Below are 20,849 nucleotides of genomic sequence, written 5' to 3' on the forward strand. Positions count from 1 at the left end.
AATGATATGAGGGGAAACTCGATTGATTGTTTATGACTTGACTCAAGCTTCCAGATACCTTTTCCTGATCAGATCAGGAAATTAAAAAAGTGTTATGTCTATGGAAGAGAGTTATGATCCCGAAATCTGAACTTATCTTTGTTTATGAAGGATACTGGGGAGATAAGAAATTTGCGTTTGGTAGTACGGAAGAGGATGCTCTAAAAGCTCTAGAACGATGTTATGCTTATGGGGAGCCAGAAGAAGATCTTGAGGATCGACTAGGAACTCATTGGGCAATCGGCGATGAAAGTGAAGGATGGCGCATAGTACCTAGAGAAGTTAAAGTTCAACATATCGATGGTACAGTTTACGGGAGTTTTCCAAACAACCTGCCGGTCCATCTTTACTGGGACTGCCCATCCTGTGGGTATAACTGGGGAGATGACATATTAGCTGATACTAAATTTCCTCATTTAGTTTTGTGTAAACATCGAAAAAATTCAGGTCTGGAAGCTTCTTACTTTTTAGTTCATCTTAGTGAAGAAGATGGAGAAAAGTTAAAAGGAACTTGAGCAGAAAAAGTGTCTGGATTCGTTAAGCCCCGTAATGAGTGATGTGATGCCAAAACTCGTGAAGTCACAGACGAAGTGGTGTACCAGAGCGGGCGAGAGATAGACATGTTTCGGTAACAGTTCCCAGTACTAATATTGTGCAGACTATGATTTATTGAACCTTATTTCTGTCGCAGGTGGTTTTCTTCGGATTCTAATCCATCAAAGTCAGTCTTCCATCTTCGCTGGTATGGCTGAAGTGTGGATTCCCAACCATCGTTACACACATATTGAATTACAAACTCGCCATGAACATCGTCGCTCATTCGAACGGTTGCGGAGCGACAATAGAGTGACGCGAGCAGTTGGTCGAATCGTATTTCCCATTCATTCCAGTCTTCGATCAAAGACTTGAACGTCCCGGCAAACGAGACAGTGGAGGATTCGTAACCCGGCAATTCTGTTCCAAAGATATTTGTGAAGGGATATTTTGCATCAAAAGGACAAGCGTCAAATGCCTGACGATTTTCCTGGTTGAATTGGGGATCTAATTCGATGAACCCATAAACGATGGTCTTGCTACCCACGTGAATGCCTTCTTAACCGATGTGAAATGCTGTTGATGAAACAGGAGCTCTGACTATGCTCTATTGAAAACTCAAGTTGATCATAGAAATCGGGCCCGAGGTGTTTATTCTTGTGATGAGTTATCATGAGATATGAAAATAGCACAACTGTATTTTCCTCTCATCAAAAGAGTAAGAAAAGATGGATAGCGCATTACAATTTATCATTATGCTGAATACAGACTTAACTATTTCCTCAATTATCAGGCAAATGTCAGCAGGCTTAAGGGGAGCACGAGGGCGCAAAGTTAACTCAATTGACTTCGAAGGTAATTGGATCGAGATGTATCAAAATGATGATTACGACGAATCTCAGACAGAAACCGAAGATGGTTTTCTGTTTTATCGCTATCGTCTGGAGGCAACGCCTCTGAGTAAGGAAATCACATTGTCTCGGCAAATAAACACGACTAGAACGATCTGTCAGAACCTTCAACAACTGAAGGTCGACATTTTTCTTTGCGCAAACTTCGAAGACCAACTTCCTGAATTTAAGTAACACGCGACTAATTGTGAATGATAAACGCAGTAACGTTAATACTTGAATATTGAACTGATTTCTCTCAGTGGAAGACTCCATGCCTGGCGAAAACAATGATCTTCAACGGCAGTCAATAAAAACGCCCTGGTTCATTTTATGAGATATCTATGGTAGAGAATTATGATCCCGAAATCTGAACTCATCTTTGTTTATGAAGGATACTGGGGAGATAAAGTATTTGTATTTTCCAGTTCTGAAGAAAAAGCAGTGAAGGCAGTGAAGCGATGTCATGCTTACGGGAAGCCTGAAGAAGGTTATGAGTATAGATTAGGCGCACATTGGGCAATAGATGATGAAACTGAAGGATGGCGTATAGTACCGAGAGAGGTTGAAATCCAACATATCGGAGGAAAAGTCTACGGGAGCTTCGCAAATGATTTGCCTGTCCATCTATATTGGGAATGTCCACTTTGTCATTCCAAAACGGGAGAAGATATATCGACTGATATTACATTTCCTCACTTGGTTTGGTGTGAACATTATACTAATCCAAGTCTGGATGAATCTTATTTCCTAGTTCATCTTAGTGAAGAAGATGGAGAAAAGTTAAAAGGAACTTGAGCAGAAAAAGTGTCTGGATTCGTTAAGCCCCGTAATGAGTGATGTGATGCCAAAACTCGTGAAGTCACAGACGAAGTGGTGTACCAGAGCGGGGTGTAACGAGACAGCAAGGAAGTGAAGAAGTATAAGAGATCTAGTCCACTTATTTAGATTGTCGCTGCGGTCGAGTTGATCGAAGTCTGATCAGCTTAGTGAGTCATTAAGAGTGTTTCTCGTGTGTCACTACTTTGGCCAGATTCATTAGGTTCCATTTAATGAACGCCATGTTTTCATTTACGGTCAAATCAGATGCCTATCAATCCCTGAAGAATAAGGCTCGGCTGGAGTTGTATGACTCTGTGGATTATGCCCCCGCCGTGATCTCTGCAGTTTGTCGAGCGCTTTATGAAAGTGGAGCTTTTGAGTTTAAGCTTTGTTTTGGTGACGGGGAGGATATACTGCTGCCCATTGATTGTGAACTTTCAATATTCCTGGAGCAGTTGCCAGAGGTTATCTCTGCATCAAAGAATGAACACGTCCGTAGCTTTGTAATCCACTTTTTTGAACAAGGTTTCAACTTTGACGTATTAGTGCAAAAAAAGAATGGTCTCTATCGCGTGTCGTTTGATATGAGAGACTGCGATCATTCAGTGCATGAAGGTTATGACATCGAATTTTCACATTTTGAATCGATGTTGCAGGAGATTGCACAGATGTTTGTTGAGATTTCACTGGAAGTCTTTCCGAAGTTATCTGAGAATCAGGCACTGATTCAATGGAGAAGTGAAGTGGGAATCCAGAATGGAAACTCTGGAGAGTAGCTGTGTGTCTCCCTGATCCAAGTCATCCTATGGAACTAACCAGACCACAACTCGATTTACTGGAGCGACTGAAGTTGCGCTGCGTCAATCAAAGATTCCTGACACCTTTCCTGGCCCCGTCGTAGCACGTCTCATAGAGGCTTTAAACGACGACTTCTTTCACTTGCTTAATAGATGGAAGATTGACCCGGAACTCCTACCCAAACCATTTCCTCGATCAATTAGAGAATAGAATATGGATTCACAAGAGATAAACGATTGGATGAGTTTTTGTGAACACAAACGCTCTTTTGAATTAGACCATTTCTCAAGTATGTTTATGGAGCTATATCTTGAATCTCTTACTGAAAAAGAAAAGAGTGATCTAGAAACAGTGTTTAGCTATATCCCAAATAAATCTCGTATTCTCGATAAAATGTTTCGTTTAGATTTTCGAGCAGACGACAAAACTGAAAATGAAATTACAAATCTTGTTCTCCAAGATCTGAAAGAAAAACGGCGTATTATTGATTCTCCTTCCCTCATCCAAGCGATGGATTACGGTGTAAATGCTATTATGAGTGACGAAGAAAAGTTCGCGGAATATGCTGGATGTGAGCTGAATTGCTTATTTTATCATGATATGGCCAACTATTTTGTTCAACATTTGTCTAAAAATGATGTCAAATTCAGGGCTCTCAGTAATGCTTTCTATGGATTAGCCAGCAACGCACACCTCCAATGGGCTCTTACTTGTGACTTACTGAATCTTGATCTTAGCTTTGATAATTACTTTGAGCTGTATTTGATTGGAGTGGATTACGCAATTTCTGAAAAGGGGATTTATGTGATCAATTACAGAGAACTCATGGGAAACGAATGGGCATAAATGTAGAGAGAAAAGTTGTAGGACTCTTTTATAATTGACCTGACACCTTTTTTGGGCAATGAAATTCTCGAACCTGAATTCAATCAGCCAACTTCTGGGATGTACTCAACAAGGATTTAGATGCTGACAATCTCACTCAAAGAGTTCGCACTGACTGGTGAATTTGGACCAGTTAAAATTGGCATGCATCGGGATGCAGCCGTTGCGCTGCTGGGAAAACCGGGTGATGAGACTGACTTTGGTGGTGCTTCGAGTGGCTTTCTTTATGGATGGTATGAGTTTTTTTATGAAACTGATACGAAAGAAATCGAGGCCATACAGAATGATCATCTGCTGGATGGTGACCTGTTTGATTATCAGAACGAGCATTTCCAGGTCGATCCCTGGTTTTTCAAGGCGGGAAAAGAGTTTACTTTCCCGGAGGTTGTCGATCTCCTGCAGGATGAACAGATTCCATTTCGAGTTGTCAGACGCCACGGAACGGGCCCAGAAGTAATCGAATTTAAGAGTGGCGTTCATTTCGACTTTATAGAGGAATGTGACGCACAAACAGGGAAAGAGAGCGGTGAAAATGTTCTCCTGGCAATCAGATATTTTCCGCTTTATTCAGATTCCTATGAAGTGGTGTACCAAAGCGGGGGGGGTAATGAGTAAGAATCTTTTTACTCGATTTCATTATGGAACTAACCAGGCCACAACTCGATTTACTGGAGCGACTGCAGTCGGCACTTGACGGTCAGGCGGTGCAGGAATTCACTTATGAAACAGAGTACCTGGGCTATCTGCCGTATGGACAATATCACTGGCTGGCAGCGGCTGGCCAGCATTTACCAAGCGAGATTCTGGACGGCATGCTATTCTCAGATCTTGAGGCGCTGGAAAAAGCAGGGTACCTGCTGCGGGTGAGTGAGTGGCAAAATCCCGAAGACGATACGCACTCCAAAATTACGTTTGTGCTGCGTTCCGATGACGCTGATGTGCGAAGGTCTGTCTGAATTCAAGGTGAGATCTGCGTTCGTCATAACGACGATGAGCGTATTCACTTGACAATGGCGCGCGAATAGACAAAATTACACTCTCCCTGTCGTTAATGAATGAATCAGTTCGCATTTCGTTCAGTGCAGGCTGTCTTGTCAGAGGAGACTCCCCCATGTTTGCTGCTGAAGACGTCAACGGTATCTTTATCACGATGCATGTCGCAGACGAACAGGTGCTTTTCCTCCTGCTGACTGCAGACGGGACGGTCAACCGGATGGGGACCGGTTCTGAAGACAATACTGAAAAGCAGCTCTTCATCGATCAACGGTCGTCTGAAATGTTCGAGGCACTGAAGTCGCGGATCCAGCCCGAAACCACAGAATGGGAGGGGGGCTACGCCGATCCTGAACCCCAGGGCAAAACCTGTTGTCTTACCGTGGGTTTTATGAACGGGGACGGAGAGGAATCCGTCTGTAAATTCCAATATGGTTCCGAATCTCAAGGTCCGCCGCCGGATCTCTGTCAGCTGGTGATCTCCGCCATCGAGATTACGGAACCGTGGTACCAGGAACAGAAACAACTCACATCCGAAGGGTAATCTGCTGCATGCCTGAAGAAAACTGGCTCAATGACTCTGTTTTCACTGTCGAGAATTTTTTAACCCCCGAGGAGTGCCAGAAGTACATTCGCATCAGCGAAGATTTTGGCTACGAAGATGCACTGGTCTCCAGCCCGCGGGGCCAGGTCCTGCGGAAAGATCTCCGCAATAATGAGCGGGTGATGTTACAGAACGAAGAAATCGCCGCGTGGCTGTGGGAACGGGCCGGCGATTTTGTGCCGTATCAGTATGACGACCGGTCGGCGATCGGCGTTAACGAAATGTTACGTTTCTATCGCTACGATCCCGGGCAGCAGTTCAACTGGCACCAGGACTTTCCGTTCGAACGCGATAACGGCGAACAGAGCTATCTGACGCTGATCATCTATCTGAATGATGACTTCGAAGGGGGAGAGACCTCTTTCGAGGATTCCTATTCCGAGGAAATGTTCGATGAATTCAAAGTCGTCCCGCAACAGGGAATGGCGTTGTTCTTTGAGCATGCGATTCATCATAAAGGCGAACCGGTGACGCGGGGCCGCAAGTATGTGTTGCGTACGGATGTGATGTTTGCCGCCGAAGAGGCAGAGGCCGCGTACGATTATGAAGATGAGTACGACGCTGAAGATGATGATGAATGGTGATTCCAGGGGGAGCAGAATGCGAAACAGGCAATTCAGCATTATGCAGATCGGTTCCTGAAGTTCTTTTCAGTTTGAGTGAGAATCAGCTCCCACGACTCAGCAACCCGGCGGACTCAATCGAATCGACCGATTCGACTTTAGATAAAAGGTGACACTATGCCCAAGATGGAATTTGATTTCCAAGGTTTAATCCAGCTACTGGCCAAGAATCTGTATAGCGAAAAACGCGTCTTCATTCGTGAACTCATCCAGAACGCGCATGACGGGATATTGCGTCGTGAATCACGTGAACCCGATGGGTTTTCACCCCGGATCGATGTCGAAAGCCGACCAGACGAACTGCAGTTCATTATCCGCGATAACGGTCTCGGTATGGACTTCAACGATATCGGCGAGTACCTGGCTGTTATCGGCCGTGGCGCCACGCGTCTGGAAAAGGGGGACGTTACCGGATTGGTCGGCCAGTTTGGCATCGGCTTTCTGTCGGCGTTCATTGTGGCTGAGCGTGTCGAAGTCGAAACACGGAAGGTGGGGGACGACGACGGGTGGAAGTGGTCAAACAGCGGCACACAGGATTACACGGTAACCAAGGTCAGTAAGGACTCATTTGGAACGACTGTGACGGTCTTCCTGAAAGGGGAAGAGGACAAAGGGGTTATCCATCCGGAAGAAGTTGACAATGTCATTCGTAAATACGCCGACATGCTGAAAGTGCCGATTCATCTGAACGGCAGTCGCGAACCGATCAACCAGATGATCATGCCCTGGGAGCGTGACGATTTGAACCGGGAGACGCGTACCCGGGAAACACAAGACTATCTGGCCAAGACCATGGCCGACAGTCCGCTGGCGATTATTGATGTCGACATTGCGGACCCTGGTCCAACGCAAGGGGTCCTTTACATTTCCGATCAGCGTTCGCTGCCCAATCATGAACAGCCTCCGGGAAGAGTCAGGCTGTATCTGCAACGAATGTTTCTGTGTGAAACGACGGACCTGCTGCCGCCGTGGGCCCGGTTTGTCCGGGGAGTGATCAATACTTCCGCAATCACCCCCACCGCGGCGCGTGACAACTTTGTGCGCGACGAGGTCACCGATCGCATCAAAGAAGAATTCGGGCATCTCATCATTGAACAACTGCGCGAACTTTCGCTGGACGAGCCACAACGTTTCCAGAGAATCCTGAAATATCATGATATCGGCATCAAGGCTGCCTGCTACGAATACGATGAACTGTTCCGCAACGTGGCCAACCTGCTCGAGTGGCGGACGAATTGTGGTGGCAAGTCGAGTGAAGAGGAGAGCTATAGCGGCTTTTACTGGCGACGCCTGCCTGAAATTCTTTCGGCGCTGCCTAAGTCGGAATCCGGGCCCCAGGCGCTGCCCTGTTTCGCCACGGCGTTCTCGGCGAATCAGTATTTCAATATGGCGGAATCTGCGAACTCACTGGTGATTGACGCCAGTGGTCCCTTTGAAATGTTGCTGCTGGAGCAATACGCAAAGTTCAAAGATGTTTCTATCAAAATTATTCGCGTCGACCAGGTTGACGACCCGAACATCTTTCGCCACCTGGAAGAACATCAGGAAGAAGTTCGCTTTCAACGTCTGGCAACACGCATGGAACAGGTGGTCAAGCCCCGAGGGAGATCGATCCGTGTCGAGGCGCGGAAGTTCAAGCCCACAGAGCTGGCTGCACTGATTCGCACCACCGAGCGTTCCGAGATGCATCAACAGGCAGAGGATCTGCTGAATCAGCCCAATACTCCCCAGAGTATGCGTGAGATGGCGGAGACGCTGCTCCAGATGACCTCGGCAGAAGCAATGCGGCTCACGATTAATGCGGACAACAGCCTGATTCGTGATATTGCCGAACATCCCGAGTTGTTCGGCGAACCGGACGTGGATGAAATTCTCAGCGGAATCTACAACAATGCGATTCTCTTTAATCAAGATCTCTTAACGACGGAAAATACTCAGATTCTGAATCAGCAGATGCATCGGCTGTTAGTGAAACACTGGGAAACTGTGTCTGAGATGGAAGAGGCGATGATACTGCAGCCGGAGCGGGACCAGCCCAAGCTGGATGTGGTGCCTGCGAAAAATCCGGAGCGACAGCACCGCTGTGTCTTCATGGTGACACCAGAGGCTGCGGAGTTCGACGACGTCATCGACGCCGTCCGCACCGTTGTGGAAGACTACTGGAAATGTGAGTTACTGCTGGCTCGTGACCTGAAGCAGAAATCGACCGACGGTATTCGACGGCTGATGAATCGGGCTGACGCATTTATTGTCGAGTCCACGACCGGGCAACCGCAGGTGATGTTGGAAACCGGTGCGGTTCGCTTTGATCCTCGCTCACGTCCGTTTGTACTTCTGCGCGATGAGACGCACGAACTGCGAGAGGACATGCCCTTCGACCCGGGCGATCAGAATTGTATTGACTACAGCGGGCGGGCAGATAAAGCGCTGGCGGAGTATCTCGACCACGAAATGCAAAAAGATGTCAACGTCGCGCAGCTGCTTAAGGATTCTGCGCGGCAGCGTTTTCTTTCCCCCAGGCGGCTCATCGAGCTGTTTAAGCCTGTGACGCTGGATGCATTAATGGTTCGTACCCTGGTGAGCAGATTCCCTACCGAGGAGCGCTGGCGAAAAGTGACCGCGGAAGATCTCGCCGACTGCCTGGATGAACATAAGGGCTTTGCCAGCATACTTCTGGATAACGTCCACAAATCACTGAATTGAAGGCTGTCATCAATGGAACCGGAAGCATACATACTGATCGAACATGCGCGAGAAGCTTACAGACAGGGACGCTTTGTGGAAGCGGGAGTTCTGGCAGGTCAAGTTTGCAAGGATGCGAAGCAGGCCGGCCATGATGAAATGGCATTCCAGTTGGGCCTGTTCGAGGTACAAAGCCTGCTGCGTGCGGGTAAACCGCTGGGCGCATTGAATCGCCTGCTTACGATGGAGTCCTGGGAGGCGCCGCGTCATGAGTCTTTGTACCAAATGCGAGAAGAGACTTTCAATCTGCTGCGGCTTTACAATCCCGATCTGACGCAGTTAGAAACGCGGCTTGCAGAACTGGAGAGTCTTGCCAGAAGTGCTCTTGATGGAACTGTTTCCGACTTCCGGTTGTATGAATTTCTGTTTTTGGAAGATCAGGGTAAGGATGAGAAGGCCCTCAATGCCACAGAGCAGGCCTGGTCGGAACGCGGCCCGGCAACCATGAACCATGCGCACGCAACTGCTTCTAACAGCTGCCTGGCGAACCTGCGCCTGAATCGACGTTCGCAGGCCGAGGAATGGATCAAAATCATGAAGCGTGATGGCGAGACCGAATGCCTGGGATTTCGAGCCGATCTCGCGGACTCTCAGGCCGAGCTTGCCCTTTATGACGGTCGTGCTGAGGACGTGTTTCATCATGCACAGCAGCAACGTCGAGTCGCCATGGAATATGCGGATTTGACGCGCGTCCATGAGGCGATCGAAAAACAGGTTCGTGCGCGATTACTTGATGCAACAAACGGAGATCCGGGCGATCGCAGGTCCGGCGTGATAGACGTCCTCAAACAGGCTCTTCCCGGGAAACGCAGCGTTCAATTAGAGTTCACTTTCAGTCTGCTGATACTCGATATCCGGCTCGCCGCAGTGCGTTGGGCTGTGGGCATGCAACCGGCAGAAGATTTCTGGTATCAGTCACCGCAGGTCGTGGCCAGTGAGTTGCGCGTTGCGAAGGATGAAGTGATCCGTCGGATTGAGAAGGCCAAGGCTGCCATCCGACGTACGGACAAAATCGCTCGTCGAGTGGATCAGGCGTTTGGCTGTGACTGGAGACAGGCAGCGGTCAACAGCCGGAGAGAGCGGCTTCAGGAAGTGGTTTCCAATCTGGATTGAGGTCTGACTTCCGATCAACGGGGGTGATGAGGAGCCACACCCAGATTCAGTTCAGGCAGGTATAACATGAAAAAGTGCTGACGTTTTTTAATCCTTTTCAACGATGATAGCCCAACCATGGAACTCGAAGCAGACATTATTGATCGCCTGCGTGACGATTTTGATGAACAGCAGGCCCCGGCAGCGATCGCAGAACTTGTGGCCAGCGGTCAAACGGGTCGAATCGCCCGTTGCATTGTACACGCCGCTCATGGATCTATGGAGCGGTTGCGAGAACTGACAGTCTCTTTCCTGATCGCCTCGCCGGACGATTTCTGGATTTTGCCCATTGCCGATGTTGCCGACAGGCACGGATTTCGATTGACGGCTCTGGAGTCACGCCCGGCTACAGCTGGTCCGTTCGAATACACCTCTGACCGCAATGAAGGACTCGCGTGCTTCTCAAATGGCACTACTTATTTCGCGGTACAGAAACAGGATCGGGAATGGTCAATTTCTGCACCGGGACTCGATGTCCGTCCGTTTGGGTTGAAAAATACCTACGACGAAGAAGGATTAGGTATCCAGCTGGATGACTACCTTTCACGGAATCATACTGAAACAGGACCACTCTAAATGTGGAGTTACAGATTAAAATGCCCCTGTGGCTTCGTATCAAACGTTGAAGGTTATGGGAGAGACCTTTTTTCATCACCCGATTATTACGTTCCCGTTGTTGTGGATGGTGACGAAAAGTTACATCATATTTGTATCCAACCAAGGGAAGGTGAGTCCGAGGAAGAATTTGACGATCGTCTTCAATCTTCAATTGAGGAATGCTTTGCAGAACAATTTGGTGAGAATGCGACACTGATGACTGGATTGGGGATACGCGGCGACCAGATTGTGAAATGTCCGCGTTGTGGACAAAAGCAAGCAAAGTTTGATTTTGCTGGTTTCTAAAAAACTCCGCACGTGGGAGAAGCGAGCATGACACCAGAGGACTTGCTGGGTGAGCTTTCTATCAGAATCTACGAACCGCCGCTTACCGATATGCGCGAGGATGGTCGGATCTGTAATGCTGCGGATCCCGTGGCGGTGCTGATGCTTATCCTGGACTTTGATACTGAAGTTGCCATGAATGGGATCGATAATTTCATCGGCAACAGTAGCGGCAGGTATACGCGGGCAACCATTACCGCATTGCAGACGATTGGCGCTCAATCTCAGGCGGCTCTGCTTGAGAAAATTCTGGCGGTTGCGGATGAGGCCGGAATGACTCATGACGCGATCCAGGAGGATCGGTCAGGGCTCGACGAATTCGCCATCACTAGTTTCGAGAAACTGCATGGTGATAAATGGGATGCCGCCTCTGATGGCATCCAGACACTCGATGCGCAGATCGATTATTCCGACATGCTGGCCTGCGCAGAGTCGTATGCAGGAAATCACAGCGCCGTGCTACACCGGGCGCTGGGGATCATAGACGGCTGAAGCACGAGGTACGCGCGACGCAGTTTTTTTCCGTCGTGTGACTCAATGCTGCTCTACAACCCGGCCGCGGGAGTTCATTCAGAGGTCCTGTCTCGCGCACGAGCGACCTCCTCCCTTTGAGTTTCTACCCCTTCTCCGGATGGTCCCGGCTCATTGTCTCTTTGACAAAAGTTTGCCGATTCTACCCCCCATTGTGTTCCCTGAATGTTTCAGGGATTTGAAGTGAGTCTTTTTATTTAAACAGGAGATTATTATGCGACGTATTCCCAGATTCATTACTAATGATGAGCGTCTCGACGAGTACCGTTCCTTGCCGCTGGATGAGGCTTTAGCGCGGATTATTGCTGTCTGGCGGTCCCTGCCGGCACTGTACCGCGGACCGGGGCCCATTGGCATGAAAGAGATTCCGTTGGGATCTCAACTGGCCGACTGGCTTGTGTATGAGCATCCGGAAACCGAGCAGGCACTCTACGATCATCTGCAGGATGAGAGTGTCGTGTTGCGTGCCTACTGCGTTCATACGCTACTCAGGATGGGCAGTCGCCTGCTGCTGAAGGTGCCTGATACGATAACCGAGTGTCACGATAAGGTGACGCGCTGCTACGGTTGCAGTATCGTGCCTGCCCCTTTGTCTGACCTGTTCACCGACGAACTGGATAGTAACAGGCGCATGTTCGAAGGCGAAGACGCTGATAAACCGAGCGGCTGGTGGCATCACGAGTCAGAGCGGTAACAGACGGCATTCAGCAGAATGCGGATCTGAATCGATGAAAATCGTAGGCCCGGCCGGTTTCGCTGAAGTTCAGTCAGGAACCGCCGGGTCGCAGATCCTCAGTGATGTGTGCTGGTACGCTGCTCGGGTAATGACAGGCTCCGGTCACGTAAACTGCGTCATTTTGTCATTTTGAACACTAAATTTACCCAATATTAACATGTTTAATTGTACGGCAACATGTTCCTCAGTATAGTTTCGGTCCGGGTCATTTTTATAGTTGCCGATTTTCGGATTGGCGGCTGGCGTCGCCCTCACCCATCGGTATTTCAAGGCGGACACCTGGAGGCTGGCGCTGTGCGCACGCTCCAGTTCAGACCCGATTGATGTTGAATTATCTGCTTAAATTCATACCTGGAGGGGATCGATGTTCGCTTGTCACAAACAGAAGAACGGGGTGCAGCGTCGGGGTGGTTTCACCCTGATTGAACTGCTGGTCGTGATCGCCATTATTGGAATGCTGGTTTCGCTGCTGTTGCCTGCAGTGCAGCAGGCGCGTGCCGCCGCACGACGGACTCAGTGTAAGAATCATCTCAAGCAACTCGGAATCGCGCTGCATAGTTTTGCTTCGACTTATGACGGCGACTTTCCGATGATTGGAATTCACGAGGGGGACCCGGGCGAGTATCGTTCGTGGGCGGTCATCCTGCTGCCTTACGTCGAACAGGGAACCGTGTATGAGGCATTGAAGCAGACGCCGACTTACGATCTGAGTACGGTTTCGATTCCCGTTTATACGTGCCCCGATGACGGGTCTGCGTCAGGCAAGCCGGGGCAGCTGACGTACGTGGTCAACTTTGGTTATGCGGGGCGCAGTTCGATTAACGGGACGCCGATTGCGCCTGGATTTATTCAAAAGCCTGGTTATTCTCTTCCGAGCGTTCCCTTCAGTGTGATCGCGTCCAACCGCCATGATTCGGAGACGGCTGACGGCGGATGGGGTACGGGGATGTTCTGGTCTGATAAGCCGGTGAATGTCTCGGGCGTCAACGTGGGTGACGGCACTTCGAATACGGTGGCGATGACCGAAAACATCTATGCCGGGAATCTGGGAGAATCGGTGATCTATCCCGGAAACAGTACGCCGGTCTCTGGAAATCCCGGGTTATGTCAGGTTGCGTTCGGCATAGGCGATGACGGGATCTGGCTGGAAGGGGAATCGTCGGCCGGTAACGACACGGCGTCGCCGACGTCATTGAAGATCATCTCCACCGACCTGGAACGCTATGGGATCAATGCGGCTGTGTCGCATCCCGCGGGAGGATCGGAGGGGCTGATGCCGGCTCCCAATTCCCGACACACGGGTGGTGTGAACATGCTGTGGGTGGATGGTCGCGTGACGTTTGTGAGTGAGAACATCAATCAGGAAATCTACGCGGAATCGCTGACCTGGAATGGTGGCGACCAGCGGGGCAGAAGCAGCTCTCAGTATTGAGTGGCTATGCTGTCATGTTGTTCTCGTCGAGCCAGTCTTCAAGTTTCTCGTGTGCCCTGAATCAACCTGACCTCATGTGATCTGGAGAGATGCAGCGGTTAGAGGCGCACCGCCTGACTGGTGGATGGTGTGGATCATCAATCTGTATTCTTGAGTTGGTGATGATTCTCTCAAGAAAAAGCTTGCCAGTGCGATCAATGTGCAGTATTATCTGCACATTAGAGGAGGAAGTCCGATGTCGCGTTTTACACCAGGCGAACTTGCTGTGATGCAGATCCTGTGGGAACAGGGTGAGCTGAAGCCGAGCGAGTTGCAGGAGCATTTTCCGGAGCCGATTAAAAATCCGGCGCTGCGTTCCTACCTTGCGATCCTTGTCGAGAAGGGGCACATCTCACGTCGCAAGGTCGGTAAGGCTTACTATTACAAGGCGATCACGCGTCGCAAGGCGGCGTTTCGTTCGACGATTCGTCAGATAGTCGATGCTTACTGCGAAGGTTCCGCCAGGAAACTCATTCTGGATCTGATTCGCGCAGAGAAGCTGAGCCAGGATGAGTTACTGGAACTCAAACGGCTGGCCGATGATCCCCAGCAAAAATGATTCGGGAGGCGAAGATGTCATCCACCTTGAACTGGTTGATGGGCAGCAGTGATGGTTTATCAAATAGTGCCCTGCTGATTCTGATTCGATTGACGTTGATTCTGATGGTGGCCTGGCTCTGTCACTGTGCCTGCAGCCGCTGGAATCCCCGGCTGCGAATTTTACTGTGGCGGATGACGGCGGCCAGTCTGATAATCGTGACTGTTTTGAGTCTGCTGCCCTACCGACTGCAACTGGCACTGCTGCCTGCCGCCTCCCCTGTTGTGGAAGTGGATGAGGTCGTCGAACCTCCTGATCTGAATGAAACGGCTGCTGCCAGAGAGCTGACTGTGCCTGTGAGTGGTCCCTTATCCCGGGACATCGTGCTTTCTGACAGAGGGTTAACGCCGCTGAATGAGCGGCCGCCGATCGAGGACACCGCCGCCACGCAGGCGTCTATTGTTGAGAATGCGGGGACGCAGGAGACGGTTCTCACAGCAAGTTGGTTTCCCACTGGTTTGTTGGGTTATGCCTGCGTAATCTGGGCCCTCGGTGTGGCGCTGCTTACATTGAGCTGGTTGGGCGGCGTGCTCAGTCTCGTGGCACTCTATCGACGTGCGATACCGGTGCCTGCCGAAATTCAGGATCAGGCTGAGGCGATTGCTGCACAGCTCGGCTATCTGAAATCGATTGATGTCCGTTGCAGTGAGGAAGTGCAAACTCCCTTCATCGTAGGAGCATGGCGGCCCGGGGTATTAATACCGGTGCAACAATGCGCTGCTGCAGAACGCCAGGAATTACAGGCGTCTTTGGCACATGAGATCGCCCACTGCCGGGGGAATGACCTGCGCTGGCATCATCTTTTCACGCTGTTACAGATTCTGCTCTGGTTCCATCCGCTGATGTGGAGAACCCGCGTCGTGCATGCGGACGCCTGCGATGAACTCTGCGATTTAAAAGCCGCCGGCTATCTGGGGGATGACAAATTGTATGGGCGTCTGCTGGCGGGGCTGGCGTTACGCGTGGCAGAGCGAAACAGGAGTGCCGCCCTGGCGATGGCCCGCCGATCGCAGGTGCGCAAACGAATTGAAGCCGTGAGTCGCAACCGGGCCAGCAGGGGATTGAACCGCTGGCAGGCGGGCAGCATGCTGACGACGGCGGTCGCGATGGTGGTTCTCCTGGGAGTGGTGCGCATCAGTCGCGCCCAGGAACAGCCGTCAGAGGCTAAAGACCAGCCACAGACAGTGCAGGTCAAGGAGAGTGAGCAGGCTCAGGGCGTCAAAGAGACGCTCTCCGGAACCGGCGAACCGGGGGCGACGGTGAAGCTTTATCGTTATCCCGAAGGGTATGCCAAGCCTGTCTTTCAGGGAGAGACAACCATTGACGACCGTGGTCACTTTACATTTCAAGATGTGCAGATGCCTGGTGAGGGAGGCCGCTTGACCATGGTTGCCACCAAGGCTGGTTATTCGTCGGCGATGTGGTCGATGTGGCCAGAGTACCAACGCCCTAAGTTATCCTTGCGCATGAAATCAGACACCGCTGCCTTGAGCGGTACGATTACCGATGAGAATGGAAACCCGGTTGCTGATGCGGTGGTCACGCTACAGTCGTCTCAGTATCCGATACCGGGATTCCGTATGGCCAAAACCGACAGCCAGGGGCGGTACACCATTAAGGATCTGGCTGCCTGGAATTCAGATAAGTCGAACACAAAGTCCCCGTCGAACAAAAAAGGGTACACGGTCACGCGATGCTTGTTCCGGGTGCATCACGCAGATTATCCGATCACGATCGCGTCGTATTCGCAGCTTCCGCAAACCGTTGACGTTACATTGCATCCCCCGGCGATTGTGGAAGGGCAGGTGGTTGATCTGGTGACGGGAGAGCCGCTGGCCGATGTTGAGGTTCATGCGCAAGGGATCGCCCGGTATGGTGGTTTCACAACCAGGACGGATGCCAACGGCAACTACAAACTCCGCATGACGACTGATTATTACAATATCTGGGCCGTCGCACCGGAGCGGATGCCCCTGGCGATCAAAGCCCTGAAAGTGATGGAGGGACAGCGGCAGGCGGGCAGAGATATCCCGATGGCCCGGGGTGGCTATGTGACCGGGAAAGTGATTGATCCGGCGACGGACCAACCCATTGATGGCGACAAGCTGAAGATGCAAGTGGCCCATCATGGGCCGGCGCGACCGATGACCGGGGCCGCAGTCACTAGCACCAGAGTGCAAGCGGATGGAACCTATCGTCTGCACGTGGCGCCGGGACGAAACTACATTTACCTGATGAATGGGAGCTCTACCCCGGGTTATCTGAAAGTCGGCGATGGTCAGACGGTGCACCGTGATATTGTCATCGGTGAGCTGGCGGAGAAGCCGCAGGTTCCTGATCCGGACCTGATGTTGCGGGGTAAGTTAATGAGAGCCGCGTTAGTGGATGATCAAAGAGAGTCCCCACCTGCTGGCATCGAGGAGGATGAGGCAAAGTTGCCTCCCAAAGAATCCGTCGGAAAACTACTGGCGGAACTTAAAGAGCTGAACTCAGGGTCGGACCGGTTCAGCGATGAGTGGGCCAATCAACTGCGGAAGATCGCGGTCCTGGGACCTGACGTGGTGCCGGAACTGGTCGCGGAACTGGATCAGACGTCGGATGATATGCTGCTCCGCTGTCTCGGTTTTATCTTGCGTGCGATTGGCGACAAACGCGCGGTTCCTGGCCTGATCCGGGCAATTCCTAAAACGTTAATTCGCCCCGGTTCCGATATGGGTTTGCAGATTCGGGAAACGGATGTCGCACTGCTCAAGTTCATGCAACAGCACGACCTGAGTCAGCAACACAGAGGCAGTGAATATGGATTTGGGCGGCCTGTCCGCGAAATCTTTGGTGCCCTGGAGTCGCTGACCGGTCAGAATTTTGGTGATCAGGAACTGAATCACATCTTTCTAAATGAGTATGATTTCCCCAGTCAGAAACAGGCCAAGGCGGCGCTGTTCCACCAGGTTGCCGCACGTTGGGCGCAGTGGTGGGAGAAGCACGCACAGGAATTCACCGATGCCCCCGCGTTTTATCAAGTGAACCTGCCCCCGTTGCCTGCTCCGACAGCGACTGATTCCATTCCGTCCTCCGCGCTGTTGAAGACGAAGAGTGGTACGAGCGGCTGGGTGCTGCAGTCGATTCGTAGCGCACCGGAGGGGCTCGTGTTTTATGATCTCGATACGGGTCGGGCGACCGCATTGCCGAAACGCTGGCGTGATCAGAAACTGTCAGACGGTCTGTTTAAGGAAATCCGGGAATGGGCGGCCGGGCAGGGTTACGATATGCTGGGGGACGAAATCAAGGGAGAAGAGGGGCAGACTCAGTTTGTTCTGCGGCCCATCGGTCTCCGCACATGGGAGCTACCCAAGTCGCGGTGGAAAGAATCCTTGGAGCAGGCTTCCATCGACGCACTGCAGGCGGAAGGGCGCGCCAACCAACAGGATCTGCTGGTGAGCTTCGATCCGGAGACCAACCAAGCCAGACCGCTGGATACCGTCACGTTCTTCTACATCACGCGTGAAGGAACGCCGGGGATTCTGTATGTGGGGATCGAAGTCCAGGACGACAGTCTGAAGCCGGGTGGTTTTATGACTGGCGATAATGAGTTGAACCCGGTTGCCTTCCGTAAAGGCCGTCGGTTTGGACTGAATCGTCTCGTTACGGGAGCGAATTTATTCCGCGGGAGGTGAGACCGGTTCTTCCTCTTCTTGCTGGACGATGATTTTCGGGCGGAGCAGCAGGAAGGTGCGCGTCTGATCGGCGGTGGTCTTCTTGAAGACTTTCGCGTCGGCCGCATTGTCTGAAACGGGGACTCCTGTCTGGTTGGTCTTCTGCGCGACGAGTTCGATGAGGACGGCTTTGCCATCGGGGACGGTCGTGACGTAGGTCTGCAGTAGCTGAGGCTCGGACTGTTGATCGCTGACCCGCAGGTTAAGGCGGACTTCACGACGATCTGCGGAAATCACCGGCTGCAGATAGAAGGGACGTTGTAACGGATGCGGCTGACCTCCCGCAGTATACTCGGTCACATGGGCGGTGTAGCCGTTTAACAACGCAACTTCAGGCGGCTGGATCAGATTGGTGCGGCTGTGGTTTTGTGCTGCTTCCAGGAGCGACTTAACCTCTTCATCGTTGAGCAGGACTCCCCCCAGTGGACCTTTGTTCTGCTGAGTGCGGGCCATCAGACTGTTGGCATCCAGGTCGAGGCCCAGTCGTTCCCAGGCTTTGTCCGGCAGGTTTTCCAGGATGCGGGTTTCTACGGAAACGTGAAAATCCCGCTGCCGGCGGAGTTCTGTGAGTAAGGTTTCGATTTCCTGATGTGCTTCTTTCGACTGCCGGATGACGAGGCACATCGTGGGATCAAACGCACGAATCGAACCTGTGCCGCCGAGCCGCTCCCAATCGACAGGTTGCACCGAGGATTCAATGACTTCGATCAGCGAGTTGAAGTCGACCGAGTTTCTGTTGACGACCGGAATTGGTTCATCAGCGGAAACCGGACCGGTCATGGGAATGGGGATTACCAGGTCGGCGACCGGGTAGCTGACCACATAACGCTTTCCCTGGGCTCGCGTTTTGCTGGTGATTACAAGCACTTCGTTTTTGATTATGAATGCGAGATCCTGGGGTACTAACATCAGGTTGAGCACACTTTTCAACTTGATTCCGTCGACTTCCATGGAGATGGGCGTCTCAGGTGTTAAGCCGACTTCGTTCAGGCCCAGTGAATCGACGACGATATTAATACCAAAATCCTGAGCGAGTTTGCGCATGACATCGGACAGGGGTTGCTTATCGGTCTTTAAGGTAGCGGGCTTACGGAGTGCCTTCCAGATTGCGATTTCGGAGGGTGTCGCATTCGCTGGTGGCCTCTGGTTGGCGGAGTCACTTTCGGAACTGATAAAAGGACACCACCATACGCCATCCCGCTTTCTGGTGAGATCGTTTGCGTCAGGTTTACGAGCTGACAGTTTCGATTCCTGAGGCTCGGGTTGTGCCGCGAAGGAAGCCTGTTTAATCGGCTTGTCCTGCGGCTGTTCTGCAGGATCATCGGCGAGGACAAAGCCCTGGATTAACAGGAGTGTCAGCAGGGTCAGGGTTACTTGATATCGCATGGTTCGATTCCTTTCGCGAGAGCGCAGCCCCGGGGCGAGGCGATTGATTCCGTTCCTCATCAGCTCGATGCGGTGACAATTCGGGGCCCGCATGGGGCGCTGTCAGCCGGGGTGGGGCAGTTGCGTTTGCTGACAATTGTCTACTACCAGAGTCGCGGCACTCTAACTCGTGACCCCGAAATCTGTCAAGACGAACCAGTGGGGCGGCAGCGGGCCGAGGCTTATTCACACAGAAATGCAGACTCATCCTTGAAAAACGGCGAAGAATAAACGTAAATACACTATGTGGTTGCGGGTATTCTATCCGTCGCTTTTACGCCGATTTGATTCCAGACAAAAACGAGGTCGACCATGGATGAGAAGTATTTTTCCCGTAAGGCGTGCTGGCATACGATGGAGGGGCAACTGGTGGTGCACGACAGCTTCAGCGAACATGCGCCGCGGATGATCACGATGGAACCCTGGTATGCGGTGGTTTTCATGTCTGCCGATGGCGAACATACAGTCGGTGACTTTGTGATACAAATGGCTGCCCAGTACGAAGCGGGGGAACCGGCGGGGCTGCGGGAGCAGATTCACGAAATCATGGGCACCTTGATCGAGGAAGGAATTTTACGTCTGCATGAGGAACCAGAGCCGCTGCCAACCTACTTTGCGGAGGAGTACTTCGAGCAGGATGCGGAAATTCGAAACCAACAGATGCAGGCGGATGGTCTGATAGATTGAGCCTGCTATGAAAGCATTACCTGTTCTGCTTCTGTGTTGTTTTCAGCTGCTCAACAGCGGTTGTGGTGAACCTCAACTGGAACCTTTGAATTCTGCTATTGAAAGTTCTGCCATGCCGTCAGCCAGTACGCGTTGGTCAACCCGGGATCAGATCGCAGGCCTGCGAGTTCTGGAATACAGCGATATGGATGATGGGAAGCGTGCCGCCTGCAGGAGACGTGGACTGGATCCGGATCTGGATGCACAGGACATGTCCGAGGCGGAGAAAGAACGCTATGATAAGTTGAATCTGTCGCTGCACAAAAAAATGGAAGCCTGGGCCGAACGTCATTTTCATGACACGCCAGTTCCCGAAATTCTGCAGAAAGCAGGTCTCGAAGGAATCTCAGTCACTCCGTTCACTTACCAGAACTGGGACTGGTACGGTCCGAGCTATGAATGTTATATCATTGTCTGGGAGGACGAAGTGTCATCACAGACACTGGTCGAACTACAGGCCCTGCTGACCGGCGAACACAAGGACTGGTCCATCGTGGTCTGCACAACGCAAGATCCGCACTTCGATCCCGATTATTATGATATCGCGATCTTCTCGGATGAAGTTTTGATTCCCGAGGAAGCATTAAAAGGCCTGCAGTTTGACCGTTAAAATTGATTACACTTC

22 protein-coding genes are annotated in these 20,849 nt (G+C 51.4%); 20 read left to right on the top strand and 2 right to left on the bottom strand.

What is annotated here, in order from left to right:
* Positions 1–113 precede the first annotated feature (113 nt).
* Positions 114–554, top strand: a complete 441-nt coding sequence (locus tag HG66A1_RS00975; RefSeq protein WP_145179986.1) for a hypothetical protein — start codon at positions 114–116, stop codon at positions 552–554.
* 161 nt (positions 555–715) lie between these two features.
* Here the strand turns inward: HG66A1_RS00975 and HG66A1_RS00980 are convergent, their stop codons facing one another.
* On the bottom strand, positions 716–1,120 hold the full coding sequence (locus HG66A1_RS00980; RefSeq protein ID WP_145179989.1) for a hypothetical protein: 405 nt from the start codon (positions 1,118–1,120) through the stop codon (positions 716–718).
* A gap of 181 nt (positions 1,121–1,301) precedes the next feature.
* Between HG66A1_RS00980 and HG66A1_RS00985 the strand changes: the two genes are divergently transcribed.
* From HG66A1_RS00985 to HG66A1_RS01065, 17 genes are all read left to right on the top strand, one after another.
* Positions 1,302–1,658: a hypothetical protein gene (locus tag HG66A1_RS00985; RefSeq protein ID WP_145179992.1), complete on the top strand. Its 357-nt coding sequence runs from the start codon at positions 1,302–1,304 to the stop codon at positions 1,656–1,658.
* A 162-nt stretch (positions 1,659–1,820) separates the two neighbouring features.
* The gene (locus HG66A1_RS00990; RefSeq protein ID WP_145179994.1) at positions 1,821–2,261 is read left to right on the top strand and encodes a hypothetical protein; all 441 of its coding nucleotides are present in this window, start codon (positions 1,821–1,823) and stop codon (positions 2,259–2,261) included.
* 254 nt (positions 2,262–2,515) lie between these two features.
* Positions 2,516–3,061, top strand: a complete 546-nt coding sequence (locus HG66A1_RS00995) for a hypothetical protein (protein WP_145179997.1) — start codon at positions 2,516–2,518, stop codon at positions 3,059–3,061.
* A gap of 235 nt (positions 3,062–3,296) precedes the next feature.
* The gene (locus HG66A1_RS01000) at positions 3,297–3,929 is read left to right on the top strand and encodes a hypothetical protein (RefSeq protein ID WP_145179999.1); all 633 of its coding nucleotides are present in this window, start codon (positions 3,297–3,299) and stop codon (positions 3,927–3,929) included.
* Positions 3,930–4,112: 183 nt separating this feature from the next.
* On the top strand, positions 4,113–4,583 hold the full coding sequence (locus HG66A1_RS01005; protein ID WP_145180001.1) for a hypothetical protein: 471 nt from the start codon (positions 4,113–4,115) through the stop codon (positions 4,581–4,583).
* Positions 4,584–4,606: 23 nt separating this feature from the next.
* Positions 4,607–4,924 carry a hypothetical protein gene (locus HG66A1_RS01010; RefSeq protein WP_145180003.1) on the top strand — a complete coding sequence of 106 codons (318 nt, stop codon included), beginning with the start codon at positions 4,607–4,609 and terminating at the stop codon, positions 4,922–4,924.
* Positions 4,925–5,079: 155 nt separating this feature from the next.
* Positions 5,080–5,505, top strand: coding sequence for a hypothetical protein (locus HG66A1_RS01015; protein WP_145180005.1), 426 nt, complete (start codon positions 5,080–5,082; stop codon positions 5,503–5,505).
* 8 nt (positions 5,506–5,513) lie between these two features.
* Complete coding sequence (locus HG66A1_RS01020) at positions 5,514–6,149, top strand: prolyl hydroxylase family protein (protein ID WP_145180007.1); 636 nt, start codon at positions 5,514–5,516, stop codon at positions 6,147–6,149.
* Between the two features lie 156 nt (positions 6,150–6,305).
* Positions 6,306–8,891, top strand: a complete 2,586-nt coding sequence (locus tag HG66A1_RS01025; protein ID WP_145180009.1) for an ATP-binding protein — start codon at positions 6,306–6,308, stop codon at positions 8,889–8,891.
* 12 nt (positions 8,892–8,903) lie between these two features.
* Complete coding sequence (locus HG66A1_RS01030) at positions 8,904–10,043, top strand: hypothetical protein (RefSeq protein ID WP_145180011.1); 1,140 nt, start codon at positions 8,904–8,906, stop codon at positions 10,041–10,043.
* A gap of 117 nt (positions 10,044–10,160) precedes the next feature.
* Positions 10,161–10,658, top strand: a complete 498-nt coding sequence (locus tag HG66A1_RS01035) for a hypothetical protein (RefSeq protein ID WP_145180014.1) — start codon at positions 10,161–10,163, stop codon at positions 10,656–10,658.
* A complete protein-coding gene (locus HG66A1_RS01040; RefSeq protein WP_145180016.1) occupies positions 10,659–10,985 on the top strand; it encodes a hypothetical protein in 327 nt (108 codons plus the stop codon). It abuts the gene before it with no gap.
* Positions 10,986–11,012: 27 nt separating this feature from the next.
* The gene (locus HG66A1_RS01045; RefSeq protein ID WP_145180019.1) at positions 11,013–11,516 is read left to right on the top strand and encodes a DUF4375 domain-containing protein; all 504 of its coding nucleotides are present in this window, start codon (positions 11,013–11,015) and stop codon (positions 11,514–11,516) included.
* A gap of 253 nt (positions 11,517–11,769) precedes the next feature.
* Complete coding sequence (locus HG66A1_RS01050) at positions 11,770–12,249, top strand: hypothetical protein (RefSeq protein WP_145180021.1); 480 nt, start codon at positions 11,770–11,772, stop codon at positions 12,247–12,249.
* 406 nt (positions 12,250–12,655) lie between these two features.
* Positions 12,656–13,723 (top strand): DUF1559 domain-containing protein, encoded by a 1,068-nt coding sequence (locus tag HG66A1_RS01055; protein WP_145180023.1) that lies wholly within the window; start codon positions 12,656–12,658, stop codon positions 13,721–13,723.
* A 235-nt stretch (positions 13,724–13,958) separates the two neighbouring features.
* Complete coding sequence (locus HG66A1_RS01060; RefSeq protein WP_145180025.1) at positions 13,959–14,321, top strand: BlaI/MecI/CopY family transcriptional regulator; 363 nt, start codon at positions 13,959–13,961, stop codon at positions 14,319–14,321.
* 14 nt (positions 14,322–14,335) lie between these two features.
* The gene (locus HG66A1_RS01065) at positions 14,336–18,034 is read left to right on the top strand and encodes a M56 family metallopeptidase (RefSeq protein ID WP_197996931.1); all 3,699 of its coding nucleotides are present in this window, start codon (positions 14,336–14,338) and stop codon (positions 18,032–18,034) included.
* On the opposite strand, the gene HG66A1_RS01070 is transcribed toward HG66A1_RS01065, so the two are convergent.
* Entirely contained in the window at positions 18,017–19,459 is a 1,443-nt protein-coding gene (locus tag HG66A1_RS01070; protein WP_145180030.1) for a hypothetical protein, read from the bottom strand. The genes HG66A1_RS01065 and HG66A1_RS01070 overlap by 18 nt on opposite strands.
* Positions 19,460–19,810: 351 nt before the next feature.
* Between HG66A1_RS01070 and HG66A1_RS01075 the strand changes: the two genes are divergently transcribed.
* Positions 19,811–20,185 carry a hypothetical protein gene (locus tag HG66A1_RS01075; protein WP_145180032.1) on the top strand — a complete coding sequence of 125 codons (375 nt, stop codon included), beginning with the start codon at positions 19,811–19,813 and terminating at the stop codon, positions 20,183–20,185.
* A gap of 7 nt (positions 20,186–20,192) precedes the next feature.
* Positions 20,193–20,834 carry a hypothetical protein gene (locus HG66A1_RS01080; RefSeq protein WP_145180034.1) on the top strand — a complete coding sequence of 214 codons (642 nt, stop codon included), beginning with the start codon at positions 20,193–20,195 and terminating at the stop codon, positions 20,832–20,834.
* The last annotated feature ends 15 nt before the right edge of the window (positions 20,835–20,849 follow it).

Origin of the sequence: Gimesia chilikensis (assembly GCF_007744075.1) — a bacterium.
Lineage (GTDB): Bacteria > Planctomycetota > Planctomycetia > Planctomycetales > Planctomycetaceae > Gimesia > Gimesia chilikensis_A.

Bases quoted from the DNA above. Each gene is read 5' to 3' on its own strand.
- HG66A1_RS00975 (WP_145179986.1), top strand. From the start codon at position 114: ATGATCCCGAAATCTGAACTTATCTTTGTTTATGAAGGATACTGGGGA.
- HG66A1_RS00985 (WP_145179992.1), top strand. From the start codon at position 1,302: ATGGATAGCGCATTACAATTTATCATTATGCTGAATACAGACTTAACT.
- HG66A1_RS00990 (WP_145179994.1), top strand. From the start codon at position 1,821: ATGATCCCGAAATCTGAACTCATCTTTGTTTATGAAGGATACTGGGGA.
- HG66A1_RS00995 (WP_145179997.1), top strand. From the start codon at position 2,516: ATGAACGCCATGTTTTCATTTACGGTCAAATCAGATGCCTATCAATCC.
- HG66A1_RS01000 (WP_145179999.1), top strand. From the start codon at position 3,297: ATGGATTCACAAGAGATAAACGATTGGATGAGTTTTTGTGAACACAAA.
- HG66A1_RS01005 (WP_145180001.1), top strand. From the start codon at position 4,113: ATGCATCGGGATGCAGCCGTTGCGCTGCTGGGAAAACCGGGTGATGAG.
- HG66A1_RS01010 (WP_145180003.1), top strand. From the start codon at position 4,607: ATGGAACTAACCAGGCCACAACTCGATTTACTGGAGCGACTGCAGTCG.
- HG66A1_RS01015 (WP_145180005.1), top strand. From the start codon at position 5,080: ATGTTTGCTGCTGAAGACGTCAACGGTATCTTTATCACGATGCATGTC.
- HG66A1_RS01020 (WP_145180007.1), top strand. From the start codon at position 5,514: ATGCCTGAAGAAAACTGGCTCAATGACTCTGTTTTCACTGTCGAGAAT.
- HG66A1_RS01025 (WP_145180009.1), top strand. From the start codon at position 6,306: ATGCCCAAGATGGAATTTGATTTCCAAGGTTTAATCCAGCTACTGGCC.
- HG66A1_RS01030 (WP_145180011.1), top strand. From the start codon at position 8,904: ATGGAACCGGAAGCATACATACTGATCGAACATGCGCGAGAAGCTTAC.
- HG66A1_RS01035 (WP_145180014.1), top strand. From the start codon at position 10,161: ATGGAACTCGAAGCAGACATTATTGATCGCCTGCGTGACGATTTTGAT.
- HG66A1_RS01040 (WP_145180016.1), top strand. From the start codon at position 10,659: ATGTGGAGTTACAGATTAAAATGCCCCTGTGGCTTCGTATCAAACGTT.
- HG66A1_RS01045 (WP_145180019.1), top strand. From the start codon at position 11,013: ATGACACCAGAGGACTTGCTGGGTGAGCTTTCTATCAGAATCTACGAA.
- HG66A1_RS01050 (WP_145180021.1), top strand. From the start codon at position 11,770: ATGCGACGTATTCCCAGATTCATTACTAATGATGAGCGTCTCGACGAG.
- HG66A1_RS01055 (WP_145180023.1), top strand. From the start codon at position 12,656: ATGTTCGCTTGTCACAAACAGAAGAACGGGGTGCAGCGTCGGGGTGGT.
- HG66A1_RS01060 (WP_145180025.1), top strand. From the start codon at position 13,959: ATGTCGCGTTTTACACCAGGCGAACTTGCTGTGATGCAGATCCTGTGG.
- HG66A1_RS01065 (WP_197996931.1), top strand. From the start codon at position 14,336: ATGTCATCCACCTTGAACTGGTTGATGGGCAGCAGTGATGGTTTATCA.
- HG66A1_RS01070 (WP_145180030.1), bottom strand. From the start codon at position 19,459: ATGCGATATCAAGTAACCCTGACCCTGCTGACACTCCTGTTAATCCAG.
- HG66A1_RS01075 (WP_145180032.1), top strand. From the start codon at position 19,811: ATGGATGAGAAGTATTTTTCCCGTAAGGCGTGCTGGCATACGATGGAG.
- HG66A1_RS01080 (WP_145180034.1), top strand. From the start codon at position 20,193: ATGAAAGCATTACCTGTTCTGCTTCTGTGTTGTTTTCAGCTGCTCAAC.